14 protein-coding genes are annotated in these 14,418 nt (G+C 65.3%); 5 read left to right on the top strand and 9 right to left on the bottom strand.

Translation table 11 applies throughout. The features are described 5' to 3' along the window. Window positions 1–32: 32 nt before the first annotated feature. From QA635_RS06690 to QA635_RS06665, 6 genes are all read right to left on the bottom strand, one after another. The gene (locus tag QA635_RS06690) at window positions 33–1,016 is read right to left on the bottom strand and encodes a carbon-nitrogen hydrolase family protein (protein WP_283068030.1); all 984 of its coding nucleotides are present in this window, start codon (window positions 1,014–1,016) and stop codon (window positions 33–35) included. Between the two features lie 13 nt (window positions 1,017–1,029). Next, window positions 1,030–1,557 carry a tautomerase family protein gene (locus QA635_RS06685; RefSeq protein ID WP_283068028.1) on the bottom strand — a complete coding sequence of 176 codons (528 nt, stop codon included), beginning with the start codon at window positions 1,555–1,557 and terminating at the stop codon, window positions 1,030–1,032. A gap of 102 nt (window positions 1,558–1,659) precedes the next feature. After that, the gene (locus QA635_RS06680; RefSeq protein WP_283068025.1) at window positions 1,660–2,667 is read right to left on the bottom strand and encodes a GlxA family transcriptional regulator; all 1,008 of its coding nucleotides are present in this window, start codon (window positions 2,665–2,667) and stop codon (window positions 1,660–1,662) included. Between the two features lie 354 nt (window positions 2,668–3,021). Then, window positions 3,022–3,666, bottom strand: a complete 645-nt coding sequence (locus tag QA635_RS06675; protein ID WP_283068023.1) for an N-acetyltransferase — start codon at window positions 3,664–3,666, stop codon at window positions 3,022–3,024. 1 nt (window position 3,667) lies between these two features. Further along, a complete protein-coding gene (locus QA635_RS06670; RefSeq protein WP_076861292.1) occupies window positions 3,668–4,318 on the bottom strand; it encodes a 3-oxoacid CoA-transferase subunit B in 651 nt (216 codons plus the stop codon). A gap of 24 nt (window positions 4,319–4,342) precedes the next feature. Then, entirely contained in the window at window positions 4,343–5,050 is a 708-nt protein-coding gene (locus tag QA635_RS06665; RefSeq protein WP_283068018.1) for a CoA transferase subunit A, read from the bottom strand. A 244-nt stretch (window positions 5,051–5,294) separates the two neighbouring features. Between QA635_RS06665 and QA635_RS06660 the strand changes: the two genes are divergently transcribed. The 4 genes from QA635_RS06660 (at window position 5,295) to QA635_RS06645 (ending at window position 10,712) form a co-directional block, all read left to right on the top strand. Further along, window positions 5,295–7,262 (top strand): AsmA family protein, encoded by a 1,968-nt coding sequence (locus QA635_RS06660; RefSeq protein WP_076829623.1) that lies wholly within the window; start codon window positions 5,295–5,297, stop codon window positions 7,260–7,262. A 160-nt stretch (window positions 7,263–7,422) separates the two neighbouring features. Beyond that, entirely contained in the window at window positions 7,423–8,808 is a 1,386-nt protein-coding gene (locus QA635_RS06655; RefSeq protein ID WP_092085237.1) for an ABC transporter substrate-binding protein, read from the top strand. A 186-nt stretch (window positions 8,809–8,994) separates the two neighbouring features. Next, window positions 8,995–9,864: a carbohydrate ABC transporter permease gene (locus QA635_RS06650; RefSeq protein ID WP_283068014.1), complete on the top strand. Its 870-nt coding sequence runs from the start codon at window positions 8,995–8,997 to the stop codon at window positions 9,862–9,864. Then, the gene (locus tag QA635_RS06645; protein ID WP_016843362.1) at window positions 9,861–10,712 is read left to right on the top strand and encodes a carbohydrate ABC transporter permease; all 852 of its coding nucleotides are present in this window, start codon (window positions 9,861–9,863) and stop codon (window positions 10,710–10,712) included. The genes QA635_RS06650 and QA635_RS06645 overlap by 4 nt, the downstream gene beginning before the upstream one ends. A 6-nt stretch (window positions 10,713–10,718) precedes the next feature. Here QA635_RS06645 and QA635_RS06640 read toward each other — a convergent pair whose 3' ends face one another. From QA635_RS06640 to QA635_RS06630, 3 genes are read right to left on the bottom strand one after another with little or no spacing between them, the layout of a single operon-like run. Then, entirely contained in the window at window positions 10,719–11,534 is an 816-nt protein-coding gene (locus QA635_RS06640) for an ABC transporter permease (protein WP_283068010.1), read from the bottom strand. Beyond that, the gene (locus QA635_RS06635) at window positions 11,534–12,448 is read right to left on the bottom strand and encodes an ABC transporter permease (RefSeq protein WP_283068008.1); all 915 of its coding nucleotides are present in this window, start codon (window positions 12,446–12,448) and stop codon (window positions 11,534–11,536) included. The genes QA635_RS06640 and QA635_RS06635 overlap by 1 nt, the downstream gene beginning before the upstream one ends. Next, complete coding sequence (locus QA635_RS06630) at window positions 12,445–13,545, bottom strand: ABC transporter ATP-binding protein (RefSeq protein WP_283071488.1); 1,101 nt, start codon at window positions 13,543–13,545, stop codon at window positions 12,445–12,447. The genes QA635_RS06635 and QA635_RS06630 overlap by 4 nt, the downstream gene beginning before the upstream one ends. Window positions 13,546–13,894: 349 nt before the next feature. On the opposite strand from QA635_RS06630, the gene QA635_RS06625 reads away from it, so the two are divergent. Further along, window positions 13,895–14,209, top strand: coding sequence for a hypothetical protein (locus tag QA635_RS06625; RefSeq protein ID WP_283068006.1), 315 nt, complete (start codon window positions 13,895–13,897; stop codon window positions 14,207–14,209). Window positions 14,210–14,418 lie beyond the last annotated feature (209 nt).

Genomic DNA, 14,418 nt, shown 5'->3' with positions numbered 1-14,418 from the left:
CTTTGACGGCGCGGGTTGCCCGCGCCGTCGCGTCATTCCCACATCTCCGGCGTGACACGCCCGGCGAATCCGCAGTCGATGACCCGCTCCTGCGGATTGCGGTCGACGATCAGCCGCAGCAGGTCGGGGCGCGAATAATGGCCGCCGATATCGCACAGCGCCTTGGCGGCGAGCACAGCCTCCCGCGAGCCGTCCGCGATCAGGATGGCCTCGCCCTGCGCCGGACCGGCGATGACCTCGCCGCGCGGATCGATGATGACGCTGTCACCGCTGTACTCGATCGTCGAGAGTTCGCGGTAGCGTTCCGGCGTGATTTCGTGCGAGCGCATGCCGCCGACCGCGATGACGTAGCAGCCGGCTTGCGAGGCGAACGCTCGCGACAGCAACAACTGCCGCGGCCAGAGCGGCGTCGGCGACGGTGGCGCCACCGCAGGCTCCCGCCCCGGCCACGCCGCGACGTGGATCTGCGTTCCCTGCGCGGCCAGCGCATAGCCGGGCAGCATCGTGTTGTGCTCCCAGCAATTGAGGCCGCTGATCCGGCCATAGGGCCGCTCATGCACGCGCAGACCCGCCGCATCGCCATCGGCCCACACCGAGCGCTCGTTGAAGGTGGGCTTCAGCTTGCGATGGCGGCCGAGCAGCCGTCCCTCGCGGCCGATGAACAGCAGCGTGCAGTAGACCGTGCCCTTGGTCACGGCATCACGTTCGGCGATGCCGATCACGACATCCAGTCCCGCGGCCTCGGCGGCGGCGCAGAGCCGATCGGTCGTGGGCGAGGGAATCTCGACCGCGTTGTCGAGATACTCGGCCATCGCGCGAAACGTGTTCGGCCCGGTCGGCGCGTGACAGAAGAAGGGATAGCCGGGCAGCCAGGTCTCGCCGAAGGCGGCGATCGTCGCCCCCATGGCGCCGGCCTCGCCGATCAGGCGGCAGGCCTTCTCCACCGATGCGTCGCGATCGAATGGCACCGCGGCGGCCTGGACCGCCGCGAGCCTGAAATGCGTGTCGGATGTCATGGTTGTGCCCGCGTCAGTCGACGCCCTTGCGGGCAGCGTCGAGCGCGCCCGCAAGCAACTCCAGCGCCTTGACGCGCCGCCGTCGCGCCAGACGCGCCTCGCCGACCTTGCGCTCGTGCTCGCCGGCGATGAAGGCCTGGATGTCCGGCAGCGGACGAATGACGCCACGGCTGCCCCACTGGCCGTCGGGGACCTCGGTCGGAAACACCCAGACCTGCGGCGCCACATCGTCGAACGAACCGCCGGCGGCGCGCACCACCGCATCGGTGACGTCCTTCACCAAGGCCGCGCGCGAGGCTTCGGTGTACTGCCCTTCGGGGACCGTCGGGACGATGCGAAATCGTGGCGATGGCGACGGCTGGCCCGCCACATAAACGGCGGCCGGCCGATGCAGGAAGACAACGGTGACGCCTTGCGCAACCTTGTTCGCCGGATCGAATCCCTCGTGGCCGATCAGGATATCGCCGAGCTCCTTGATGAGCCGCGCTTCCGCTTCCGGCTTCAGGGCTCCTTCGGGAATTGTCACGTCGATCATCGGCATTGAGAGACCTCCTGTTGTTGACAGGACGAGGTCTATGCGCGGCGTGCTCCCGGCGGCAGTGGCAGTATCGCCATTCTCAGGGCAAATTCGGACACGGCCTTCTCAGGCGGCGGGAGCCCTGCGCACGAACCGGCGCTGGTATTCGCGGGGCGAGAGCCCGGTTTCGCGCTTGAACAGACGACGGAAGGTCGACAGATCGTTGTAGCCGACGCGCGCGCTGACCGCGTCGAGCTTCAGCCGCGTGGTTTCGATCAGGCGCTTGGCGACATCCACCCGCAGCGCCTGCAGATATTGCAAGGGCGCCTCGCCGACCGCCAGCTTGAAGCGGCGGTTCAACGTCCGCTCGCTGACCGAAAGGTCGCGGGCCAGCCTGGCAAGGCTGAAGCCCTGCTGCAGCGACTTCTCCATCATACTCTGCGCCCGCGCCACCAGCGCATCGGAGTGCTGCGTGTCGGACGTGCGGCTGACATAGGGGGCCTGCGAGATGCGATTGCTGTCGATCAACATGAGCTTGCCGGTCTCGGCGGCGACATCGGCACCGGCGAACTTCTCGACCAGCCGAAGCGCGAGATTGAGCGAGGTGGTCACCGCGCCGGAGCAGACAATGCGGTTCTGCTCGGTGAGGATCTCGGCGACGCGCAGATCCACCGCCGGGTAGCGCATCGCGAATGTCCGTCCCCTCGCCCAATGGGTGGTCGCAACCCTGCCGTCGAGCAGGCCGGCCTCGGCGAGGATGAAGCTGCCGGTGCAATAGGACGCGAGCAGGGTACCGCGCTCATGCTGCCGGCGCAGAGCCGCGAGCAGCGGCTCGACGGTATCGAGGCGCGCGAAGAAACGTTCGATATCGCCGACGAACGGTCCCGGGATCACCACCGCGTCTGCCGAAGACCGCGCGCCGATCAGCCCATCGACGCCGATGACCTGGCCTGACGCCGTCTGGACCGGCCGGCCATTCAAGGACTCGACGCGCCACCGCAGCTGTGACGGCATGCCGCTGCGACGTCGCGGCCGCCGCGCCGTCACCGAATTGGCGGCGGTGAACACGTCGACAATCCCCGCCACGCCCGAAGCGAGGATGCCGTCATAGACCCAGATCCGGATGAGTGGCATGGCCCGTGTCCGATTTTGCACATCATGGTGCAATTCTGCCATTGCATGGACGACCGGACAAGCCGGCGACGGCGGGCGCCGAATGTGCCGCGCCGTGTGGCTGCCCGACGGGCAACTCAGCAAAAACCTGTCAACTCGGACAAGCCATGTCGCGAGAATGCGGGCGTATGACTCACAAATCGTGCCGCACACCCACTGTCGTCCCGGCGAAGGCCGGGACCCATAACCACCGACGCGAATTGTCATGCGCGATTGCAACGACGAGTCCCGCCTGCAACATCCGCCGCGGCGTATGGGTCCCGGCCTTAGCCGGGACGACAGATGTATATGCGGGCCGTTCGCCGTGCGCCCTATTCACATCGCCCGCGCAAATCTGCGAAAGCCGGGCGCGCCGGTCATCGCTTCGAAGGCGGCGTCGCGCTTCTCTTCGGCGAAGGTGAAGCCGGCCCTGGCGTAGCAACGTTCGGCGGCGTCGTTGCCGATCAGGAACGAGATCGATGCCTGCGTGTAACCGGCCGCCTTGCCGTCGGCGAGTGCGCGGCGGATCAAGTCCTGCACCAGGCCGCCGCTGCGATGGGACGCTTGTCGGGCGACATGCTCGATCAGCCAGTCGCCCTCGCCGCCTTGCACCCAGCAGTTACGGGCATAGCCGCCGCGCGCGACGATGGCATCGGCATCCATGCCGGTCTCTGCTGCGACTTCCTCGATCGCCGCACGTGCCGCGACGACCGTTCCGGATGCCGGCATCGCGCACAGCGCGGCGGCCGGCACGCCATCGACTTCAGCGATCAGGAAATGGGCGACGTGATACCATGACCGCACCCGCGCCACGGCGAGCCGCGTCATGAACGCCAGGCATTCCGCCTCGCCCCGGTCGAGCGCGATGTCGAACCAGCCGCGCGGCAACGGGCCGCGCTGCGCGGCCAGGACAACGCCGGCGATGAAGCCGGCGTCATCGGATCGTGCGGGACGGATCGAGGATCGTCCCGCGCCGATCATCTCAGGTGTTCTTCAGCGCGACGCGGAATTCGGCCTCGGTCTTGGCCTTGACCTCGTCGAGCGTGACGCCGTCGGCGAGCTCGATCAGCGCCATGCCGTCCTTGCCGTGCTTGTCGATGGTGAACACCGCCAAATCCGTGACGACCATGTCGACCACGCGCTCGCCGGTCAGCGGCAGGTTGCACTGCTTGAGCAGCTTCGCGCCGTCCTTGGCGGAATGCTCCATCACGACCACGACGCGCTTGACGCCGGCGACGAGGTCCATGGCGCCGCCCATGCCCTTCACCATCTTGCCGGGGATCATCCAGTTGGCGAGGTCGCCGTTCTGCGCCACCTGCATGGCGCCGAGGATCGATAGATCGATATGGCCGCCGCGCACCATGCCGAAGGAATCGGCCGACGAGAAATAGCTGGTCGAGGGCAGCTCGCTCACGGTCTGCTTGCCGGCGTTGATCAGGTCGGCGTCGACCTCGTCCTCATAGGGGAACGGGCCCATGCCGAGCATGCCGTTCTCGCTCTGCAGGCTGACGTCGATGCCGTCGGGGATGTAGTTCGAGACCAGCGTCGGAATGCCGATGCCGAGATTGACGTAATAGCCGTCGCGCAACTCCTTGGCGGCGCGGGCGGCCATCTGTTCACGGGTCCAGGCCATGTGGCTCTCCTGAAGAAATGGGTTTTAGGCGGCGGGCCGCGGACGGGTGTTGCGGAACTCGATCCGCTTCTTGCCGGTCCCGACTTCGACGATGCGTTTGACGAAGATGCCGGGGGTATGGATGTGGTCCGGGTCGATCTCGCCGGCCGGCACCAGGTGCTCGACCTCGGCAACGGTGACCTTCGCGGCGGTCGCCATCATCGGGTTAAAGTTGCGCGCGGTCTTGCGGTAGACCAGGTTGCCGGCGGTATCGCCCTTCCAGGCATGGACGATGGCGACGTCGGCGAACAGGCCGCGCTCCATGATGTACTTCTCGCCGTCGAATTCCTTCACTTCCTTGCCCTCGGCGATCAGCGTGCCGACGCCGGTCTTGGTGTAGAAGGCCGGGATTCCGGCGCCGCCGGCGCGGATGCGCTCGGCCAGCGTGCCCTGCGGGTTGAACTCGAGCTCGAGCTCGCCGGCGAGGTACTGCTGGGCGAACAGCTTGTTCTCGCCGACATAGGACGAGATCATCTTCTTGATCTGGCGGGTCTCCAGCAGCCGGCTGAGGCCGATGCCGTCGACGCCGGCATTGTTGGAGACGACGGTGAGGCCCTTGACGCCGGAGTCGCGGATCGCGTCGGACAGGGTCTCGGCGATGCCGCAGAGGCCGAAGCCGCCCGACATGATCATCATGCCGTCCTTGAGGAGACCATCGAGTGCCGATTTGGCGTCGGGATAAACTTTATTCATGCAGCGAATACCTGATGGAGGGCGCGGAACGGCTGTGGCAAAGCGGATTATTAGGCGAAATCTTCGCAATGCGTCAATCACGGCCCGGTGCGGCGACGGGCGGCGGCCCACGGCAGCAACATGGCCTTGAAAGCGACAAGAAAACCCTTCAAGTTGCGTGGGTTGGCAGGGGCCTCCGGCGAGAGCCCGCTGTGTTCGACGACGACCCGACAAAATTCAACCCGACCCGGATATGTCATTGACGATGGCCCAAGGAATTAAGCGCCTGGGGATGCCGATCGCGGCGCTTTTCGGCCTGGCGCTGGTCGGGCTGGTCGGAACGTCGTGGTTCCTCAACCGGGACGCGCTCCAGCGCGCGGTGGAAGCGCAGATCCGCGCCGTGACCGGGCTCGAACTCGTCGTCAACGGTCCGATCGACGTCTCGGTTTTTCCCGGCAGCTACGTCTCCTTTCATAATGTCGGGCTGAAGGGCGCCGATACCATCGGTCCCGCCCTGCAGGTCGACGTGCTGACCGCCAATCTGCGCCTGCTGCCGCTGTTGCTGCGGCGGTTCGAGATTGCCGACGTCATGATGCTCCGTCCGCATATCCACGTGGTCCGCGACGGCGCCGGCGAGAGCAACTGGACGCCGTTCGTCGAGACCATCGCCAAGGCGATGACGCCCGGCGCCGAGAACCAGGTGTCGTTCTCCGAAATCCGGATCCAGGACGGCGAGCTGAACTACCAGGACGGCACCAACAACATCTCCGAACAGCTCGGCGATATCGACCTGTCGCTGGCCTGGCCCTCGATCTCGCGCTCCTTTGCCGCAACCGGCCAGTTCGACTGGCGCGGCGAACGCGTCGACGGCTCGATCAGCGCCAGCGACTTCGTCGCGCTGCTGTCGGGCGACCGCTCCGGCCTGAAGGCACGGCTCGCCAGCGCGCCGCTGAAGGTTGCTTTCGACGGAACCGTCGCCAACCGCACCAGCCTGATGATGGAAGGCGTCGCCACCATGGACTCACCGTCGCTGCGCAACGCGTTGCGCTGGATGGGCCAGGCCCCGCCCGGCGGCGGTGGCGGCTTCGGCCGCTTCGCGCTGAAGGCCCGGGCCAATGTGGTCGGCGGCTCGGTCGCGCTCACCAATGTCAATGTCGAGCTCGACGGCAACGTCGCCGAGGGCGTGATGACCTACGCCAATAACGGCCGGCAGACGCTGCAGGCGACGCTTGCCGCCGGCAATCTCGATTTCACGCCTTACATCTCGACGTTCCGCCTGCTGGCCAGCGGCCAGCGCGACTGGAACAGGCAGCTGTTCGACCTGTCCTCGCTGTCGTCGACCGATCTCGACATGCGCCTGTCGGCGGCCAAGGTGACGGTCGGCCCGTCCAAGCTCGGCCGCACCGCGTTCGGCGCCAATCTGCGCGGCGGCGCGCTGGCGCTCAGCGTCGGCGAGGCGCAGATGTATGGCGGCATCGCCAAAGGCTCGTTCGCGATCGCGCGCTCGGATGCGGTCGCCGACGTCAGGGCGCAATTCCAGTTCACCGATGTCGATCTGCAGGCCTGCGCCAGCGAATTGTTCGGCATCAACAAGCTGTCCGGCCGCGGCAACCTGAACGTCTCGCTGACCGCCTCGGGCTCGAGCCCGTTCGGGCTCGCGTCGTCGCTCGACGGCACCGCGACGCTGAACGGGCATGACGGCGCGATCGCGGGCTTCAATGTCGAGCAGCTATTGAAGCGGCTGGAGAAGCGGCCGCTGTCCGGCGGCGGCAATTTCCGCTCCGGCTCGACCCCCTACGACAATCTCAGCATCTCGGTGAAATTCGCCGACGGCGTCGCGACCGCTGACGACATTCATGTCGAAAGCCCCACGGCGAAGATCACGCTGACCGGCACGGCCTCGGTGCCGTCGCGCGAATACGATCTCAAGGGCGTCGCCAGCCTGACCTCGGCATCGGCCGGCGGCAACGGTTTCGATCTGCCCTTCGTGATCCAGGGCCCGTGGGACGATCCGCTGATCTTCCCCGATCCGGAAAGCCTGATCCGCCGCTCGCCGGCCTCCGCTCCGCTGCTCGATGCCGTGAAGGATCGCAAGACCCGCGACGCGGTGCGCTCGGTGATCGAGCGCTTCACCGGCGGAGGAGCCGCACGGCCCGCGGCGGCGCCCGATGCTGCGGCAGGCGCGCCCGGCGGCGCACCGGCGGCGTCGGCCGAGAATGCGAAGTCGAACTGATCGAATCCATTCACTTTGCGCATCGATGCACCGGGACCGATCCACGCGCTCGCCGCAAACCCCTACACAAGTCGGCGGCGCGACATCTTTATCGGGTCACGGGCATGCGCTAGTGTTTTCTCCAACCGGTTAAAAAGCCGGCCTCATGAGGGAGAACAACGTGAGATCCAAGGTTATCGGTGCGCTATCAATTGCGGTCGCCGCGGTCGGCCTGTTCGCCGCAACTGCACCCGCTCTCGCCCAGGGCAAGACGATCACCGTCTGGTGGGGCAAGGGATTTTACAAATCCGAAGACGACGCGCTGCTCGAGACGATCAAGAAATTCGAAGCCAAGACCGGCATCAAGGTCGAACTGTCGCAATACGCGATCCAGGACATGATTCCGAAGACGGTCGCCGCGCTCGATTCCGGCACCGTGCCCGACGTCGCCTATTCCGACTCCTACGACGTGCAGGCGCAGGGCAAATGGGCCTATGAAGGCAAGCTCGAGGATCTCTCGGACATCCTGCTGCCGATGAAGGACGCGTTCGCGCCGAACACGCTGGAGACGGCGCTGCTCTACAACGACGTCGCCAAGAAGAAGGCCTATTACGGCTTCCCGCTGAAGCAGCAGAGCATGCACGTCCAGATCTGGGGCGACATGCTCGAGAAGGCCGGCTTCAAGGCCGCCGACATCCCGACCAAGTGGGAGGATTACTGGTCGTTCTGGTGCGACAAGGTGCAGCCGGCGATCCGCAAGGCGACCGGCCAGCGCATCTACGGCGTCGGCCAGCCGATGGGCGTGGAATCCACCGACTCGTTCCAGTCGTTCTACACCTTCATGGACGCCTATCACGTCAAGCTGGTCGACGACGACGGCAAGCTCCTGGTCGACGATCCCAAGGTGCGCGACGGGTTGATCCACGCGCTGAAGGACTACACCGACACCTACATCAAGGCCTGCTCGCCGCCCTCCTCCACGACCTGGAAGGACCCGGACAACAACGTCGCGTTCCACAACAAGACGATCGTGATGACCCACAACTTCACGATCTCGATCGCGGCCAAGTGGTTCGAGGATTCCACCAACCCGGCACTGACCGACGCGCAGCGCGCCGCCGGCAAGCAGGCCTATGAGCAGGACATCATCACCGCGTCCTTCCCGAAGGCGCCGGACGGATCGACGATCCGCTACCGCTCCGACGTCAAGACCGGGCTGATCTTCGCCAACGCCAAGAACAAGGCGGAAGGCAAGCAGTTCATTGCCTTCCTGATGCAGGAAGACAATTTGCGGCCCTATGTCGAGGGCGCGCTCGGCCGCTGGTTCCCGGTGACCAAGGCAAGCCAGGCGAGCCCGTTCTGGCAGGCTGACCGGCATCGCAAGGCGGTCTACAATCAGTTCACCGGCGGCACCGCGCCGTTCGACTTTACCAAGAACTGGAAGTTCACCATCCTGAACAACGAGAACGTCTGGGCCAAGGCCATGAACCGCGTCGTCAGCGAGAAGGTGCCGGTGGACAAGGCCGTCGACGAGTTGATCGCCCGCATCAAGCAGGTCGCGGGGTAACATCAACGATGACCGGCACTGCCGCCCCTTGCTCCGCGTCGTCCCGGCGAAAGCCGGGACCCATACGCCGAGGCAGTAATTTGGGAGCAGGCTGGTCGACGGCTTTCTGGCAACGGCCGGGCCCTGTGGTTATGGGTCCCGGCCTTCGCCGGGACGACGACGTAGGCGACATCTTAGAGTAACCGAATGGCGATCACACTCTCCGCATCCGATGTCCCCTCGCCGCCGTTGTCGGCGCGGCTGTCGCCGCCGCAGGTCTGGGGCATCGTGCTGCTCGCGCCCTATCTGCTCGTCTTCCTCGCCTTCGTGGTCTATCCGGTCGGCTACGGCCTGTGGCTGGCGCGCCATCCGGCGAGCTATGTCGCGCTCTATCACGACCCGATCTTCGCGCGCGCGGCGGTCAACACGCTGATCTTCCTGGTCATCGGCATCAACATCAAGATGCTGATCGCGCTGTTCCTGTCCGGCTTCTTCGCCCAGCAGCGGCCCTGGATCAGGTGGCTGTCGGTGATCTTCATCCTGCCCTGGGCGGTGCCCTCGATCCCGACCATCCTGTCGGTGCGCTTCATGCTCAATCCGGAATGGGGCGTGGTCAACCAGCTGATCTTCAAGTTCACCGGCGACGACGGCCCGAACTGGCTGAACGATCCCTCGGTTGCATTGGCGATGGCAATCGGCGTGCACATCTGGAAGTCGCTGCCGTTCTGGACGCTGATCCTGCTGACCGGGCGGCTCGCCATCTCGCACGATCTGTACGAGGCCTCCGACGTCGACGGCGCCAATTGGTGGCAGAAATTCCGCTACATCACCTGGCCGTCGATGCAGACGCTCTACATCACCTGCACGCTGCTCTCGATGATCTGGACGCTCGGCGACTTCAACAGCGTCTATTTGCTCACCGGCGGCGGGCCCGCCGACCTCACCCACGTGCTGTCGACCCTCGGCATCCGCTATCTGCGCCTCGACCAACTCTCGCTGGCGATGGCCTCGATCGTCTGCGCGATGCCGTTCGTGCTGCCGCTGGTCTATTTCATGATGAAACGGTTGTCGCGATGAAGCTGCCCACCCTCCGCGAAGTCGGCACCGAAGCCAAGCTGCTGCTGATCGGCATCCCGGTCTTCATCTGGACCATGATCCCGATCTACCACATGTTCGTGTTCGCGATCTCGCCCAAGGAGGACGCGTTCTCCGGCAAGCTGTGGCCGACGCATCCGACGCTGCACAATTTCGAGATCGTGTTCAACCAGCAGCACTACTTCCTGCGCGACTTCTGGATCCAGTTCTGGAATTCGACCGTGATCGCGCTCGCGGTCGGCGCGCTGACGTTGTTCGTCGCCACCGCCGCCGCGTTCTCGATCTCGCGGCTGCGCGTGCCGGGCGGCCGCGCCGTCATGAACATGGCGCTGTTCACCTACTTCATTCCGGCCGCGTTCCTCGCCGTGCCGATGTACCGCACCATGGGCAATTACGGCCTGCTCAACAATCACTGGTCGCTGATCCTCGCGATGGTGACGATCGCCGCGCCCTATGCGATCTGGGTCCTGAAGCAGGCCTCCGACAAGCTGCCGGTCGAGCTCGACGAGGCCGCGACGATGGACGGCGCCACCACGCTGCAGCTGTTCCGCCTGGTCTACGTGCCCTTGATGATGCCGTCACTGGTTGCGGTCGGCACCTATGCGATCCTGCTTGCGTGGAACGAATATCTCTACGCGTTCCTGCTGCTGTCGAAGGACACCGACATCACGCTGCCGGTCGCGCTCGGCAACTTCCTCGCCGCGGACGACTCGCCGTGGGAGCTCCTGATGACCACCGGCTTCATCTACGCGTTGCCGCCGGCTGCGGTCTATTACGCCTTCAAGCGCTACATGGTGGGCGGATTGACCGCCGGCGCCGTCAAGTCGTGACGGACTTCATAGCGGCGCGGCGCTCTCGCCGCGCGCGCTCGACAGTTTCGAGGCGAACGAGGCGACCACGATGATCACGGCGATCAGCGCGATCACCAGCGTGCAGATCGCGTTGATCTCGGGCTTCACGCCGAGCCGGACCTCGGAATAGATCCGGATCGGCAGCGTCGCCGAGCCCGGGCCGGTGGTGAAGCTCGCGATCACGACATCGTCGAGCGACAGCGTGAAGGCCAGCATCCAGCCGGCGACGATCGCCGGCACGATCAGCGGCAGCGTCGCCAGGAGGAACGCTCGCACCGGATCGCAGCCGAGGTCCATCGCGGCCTCCTCCAGGCTGCGGTCGAGCGTGGCGAGGCGCGACTGCACTACGACGGTGACGAAGCACATCGTCAGCGTGGTGTGGGCGATCGTCACCGTCCAGAAGCCGCGCTCGGCACTCAGCGCCACGAACAACAACAGCAGCGACAGGCCGGAGATCACCTCGGGCATGACCAGCGGCGAATACAGCATGCCGGAGAACAGCGCTCGCCCCCGGAACCGCTCGCCGCGCGCCAGCCCGATCGCCGCCAGCGTGCCCAGCAGTGTCGCCAGCGTTGCCGACACCGCGGCGACCGACAGGCTCATCCACGCCGCCTCCAGCATGGCGCGGTCGCCGAAGAACTCGCGGTACCAGCGCAGCGACCAGCCGCCCCACACCGTCACCAGCCGCGAGGCGTTGAACGAGTAGATCACGAGGATGACGATCGGCAGATAGAGGAAGGCCAGCCCGAGCGCCAGCGACGTCATGTTGAAGCGGGTGAGCCTGGTGATGGTGCGCGCCATCAGCGGTTCGCCTCGAGCTGACGCCGCTGCAGGCGGTCGTAGAGCACGAGCGGCGGCACCAGCAGGAGCAACAGGGCGATCGCGGCGGCTGACGCCACCGGCCAGTCCTTGTTGGTGAAGAACTCGAGCCACAGCGTCTGCCCGATCATCAGCGAGTTGGAGCCGGCGAGCAGGTCGGGGATCACGAACTCGCCGACAACAGGAATGAAGCAGAGCAGCGCGCCGGCGCCGACGCCGGGCAGCGACAGCGGGAACGTCACCAGCCAGAACGCTTGCAACGGCGAGGCGCCGAGATCGCCCGCGGCCTCCAGCAGCGACGCGTCCATCCTGGAGAGCGTCGCATAGAGCGGCAGGATCATGAACGGCAGATAGGAATACACGATGCCGAGATACATCGCGCTGTCGGTCGACAGCCAGACCACCGGCGTCGACACGATATGAAGCGCCAGCAGAACCTGGTTGAGCAGGCCGTCATGCTGCAGGATGTTGATCCAGGCATAGATGCGGATCAGGAACGAGGTCCAGAACGGCACGATGACCAGCATCATCGCCACGCCCTGCCAACGCTGCGGCAATCGCGCCATGCCGTAGGCAATGGGATAACCGATCAGGAGCAGGATCAGCGTCGAGCTCACCGCAACGACGAGGCTGCGCAGATAGGACAGGATGTAGAGATTGTCTGAGATCAGCAGGCGGAAATTGTCGAACGACAATTGCGCGAACGCCGCGGCCAGCGCGGCGCGGCCCTCGGTGAAATCGAACACCGGCGTATAGGGCGGCTGCGCGATCGCGGTCTGCGACAGGCTGATCTTCAGCACGAAGCCGAACGGCACCAGGAAGAACAGCACCATCCACAGATAGGGCGCGATCGCGGCGAACCGCGCCGGGCGGGCAAAGATGCGGCGCGCGCTCATTGCTCGAGCACCAGGCAATCGTCGGCGGTGAACCATGCCACTACACGCTGGCCGGCGAGATAGGCATCGACATCGAGCCGCGCGGTGTTGGCCATCGACGCGCGCACCACCGCGCCCGTCTCCAGCTTCACCCGGTAGCTGGTCACGCCGCCGAGATAGTTGACGTCGGTGACGACGCCCTCCAGCCGGTTGATCGCCTGCGACGCGCCGCCGTCCGTTGCCGGCGCGCGGCGCGACAGCTTCACCTTCTCGGGGCGGATCGCGACCGTAACGACCTGCTTGGTCACCGGCGGCCACAGTTCGCTGACCGCGAGGGTGCCTGCACCAGCCGTCGCGACCGTCAGGCGCCCGTTCTCGCGGGACGTGACCTCGCCGTTGAACAGATTGATGTCGCCGACGAACTCGGCGATCCAGCGCGAGGCCGGCGCCTCGTAGAGATTGCGCGGAGTTGCCACCTGAACCAGACGGCCGGCATCCATCACCCCGATGCGGCCGGCCATCGTCATCGCCTCCTCCTGATCGTGGGTGACGATGATGAAGGTCATGCCGAGCCGGCGCTGCAGCTCCATCAATTCGGCCTGCGTGCTCTCGCGCAGCTTCTTGTCGAGCGCGGCGAGCGGCTCGTCGAGCAGCAGCACCTGCGGGCGCCGCGCCAGCGAGCGCGCCAGCGCGACGCGCTGCCGCTGTCCGCCGGAGAGCTGGTCGGGCTTGCGCTTCTCCATCCCCTCGAGCTTGACGAGCGCCACCATCTCGGCAACACGCCCGGCGATATCGGCGCGCGCCATGCCGGCACGCTTCAGACCGAAGGCGATGTTGTCGCGCACCGACAGATGCGGGAACAGCGCGTAGTTCTGGAACATCATGTTGACGGGCCGCTCATGCGGCAGCACCTGCGCGATGTCGCTGCCGCCGAGCAGGATGCGGCCCTCATCCGGTGTCTCGAAGCCGGCGAGCATGCGCAGCAGCGTGGTCTTGCCGCAGCCGCTCGGACCGAGCAGCGCGAAGAATTCGCCGGCGCGGATATCGAGCGAGAGCTTGTCGACCGCGCGGAAATTGCCGAACGACTTGGCGACACCCTCGACCCGCAGCAGCGGCATGTCCGGGACGGCCGGTTCAGGCAACGGCCGCGTCGCCTTCGCACTCGCTTCGCCCGATGTCACGTCTGCAAGCCCCGATTCCCCGTAAGGTCCGATTCTTGCGGCAAGCTAGCGGCGGATCGCCACCGGCTCAACCGCTTCGAGAACATCTCCCGCAATATTGTCGACGCCCGCGCCTCTGCTGGGCCTGTACTCAAAAGCGCGTTGCATCGGCTTTGAGGTCCAAACCGGAAGACACTTGCTCAGTTCTGAACCTTGTGCTCGCTCTTGACTCGAAACTGACGTTTGGCGCTACCGTGAATTTAGCAGTAAGTTGCGGCAAGCAGCTTCTCGATGGGAACATCGCCAGATGACCGAAAACGAAATGAATTTGTTGGTCGCTCTCGCGGGGATGGTCGATCAATTTTGTGGCAGCTCAAAGGGGTTCGCTGATCTCCAGGCCATGTCCGCTCCTCAGCAAGCGGCAGCGGTGCTGGCGGACTACGGTCTGATGAAGATTTTCGATGCGCGCTCCGCTCAATGGACTGAAGCTGGCCGGAAGTTGCTGGAGGACGCCGACAGCGTTGTGCAGTCCCGGCTCGCTGAGGTCCTAAAGCCAGAACATAGGGACGTTACTCCAGTGCGTGATGCGGGGGTTTGGATCTTGAAATCGAGAGACCGTTAAACACACGAACGCGGAGTTATCAGATCTCGCCCATTTGCCGGGTGCGATCTGTTCTTGTCTTTCGGACATCCGGTCACGATCGCATGCCGAAACGCATTTTTAACTATCCAATTTCGTCAGCGCATAACACGCTGCAACCTATTATATAAATCGAGAGACAGCACACGTGGCCTCGCGTAAAACACACCCTTTTTGGTTCGATGTGAACG

This window comes from Bradyrhizobium brasilense (assembly GCF_029714345.1).
GTDB lineage: Bacteria > Pseudomonadota > Alphaproteobacteria > Rhizobiales > Xanthobacteraceae > Bradyrhizobium > Bradyrhizobium australafricanum.
This window is presented reverse-complemented; position numbering and strand designations above follow the sequence as displayed.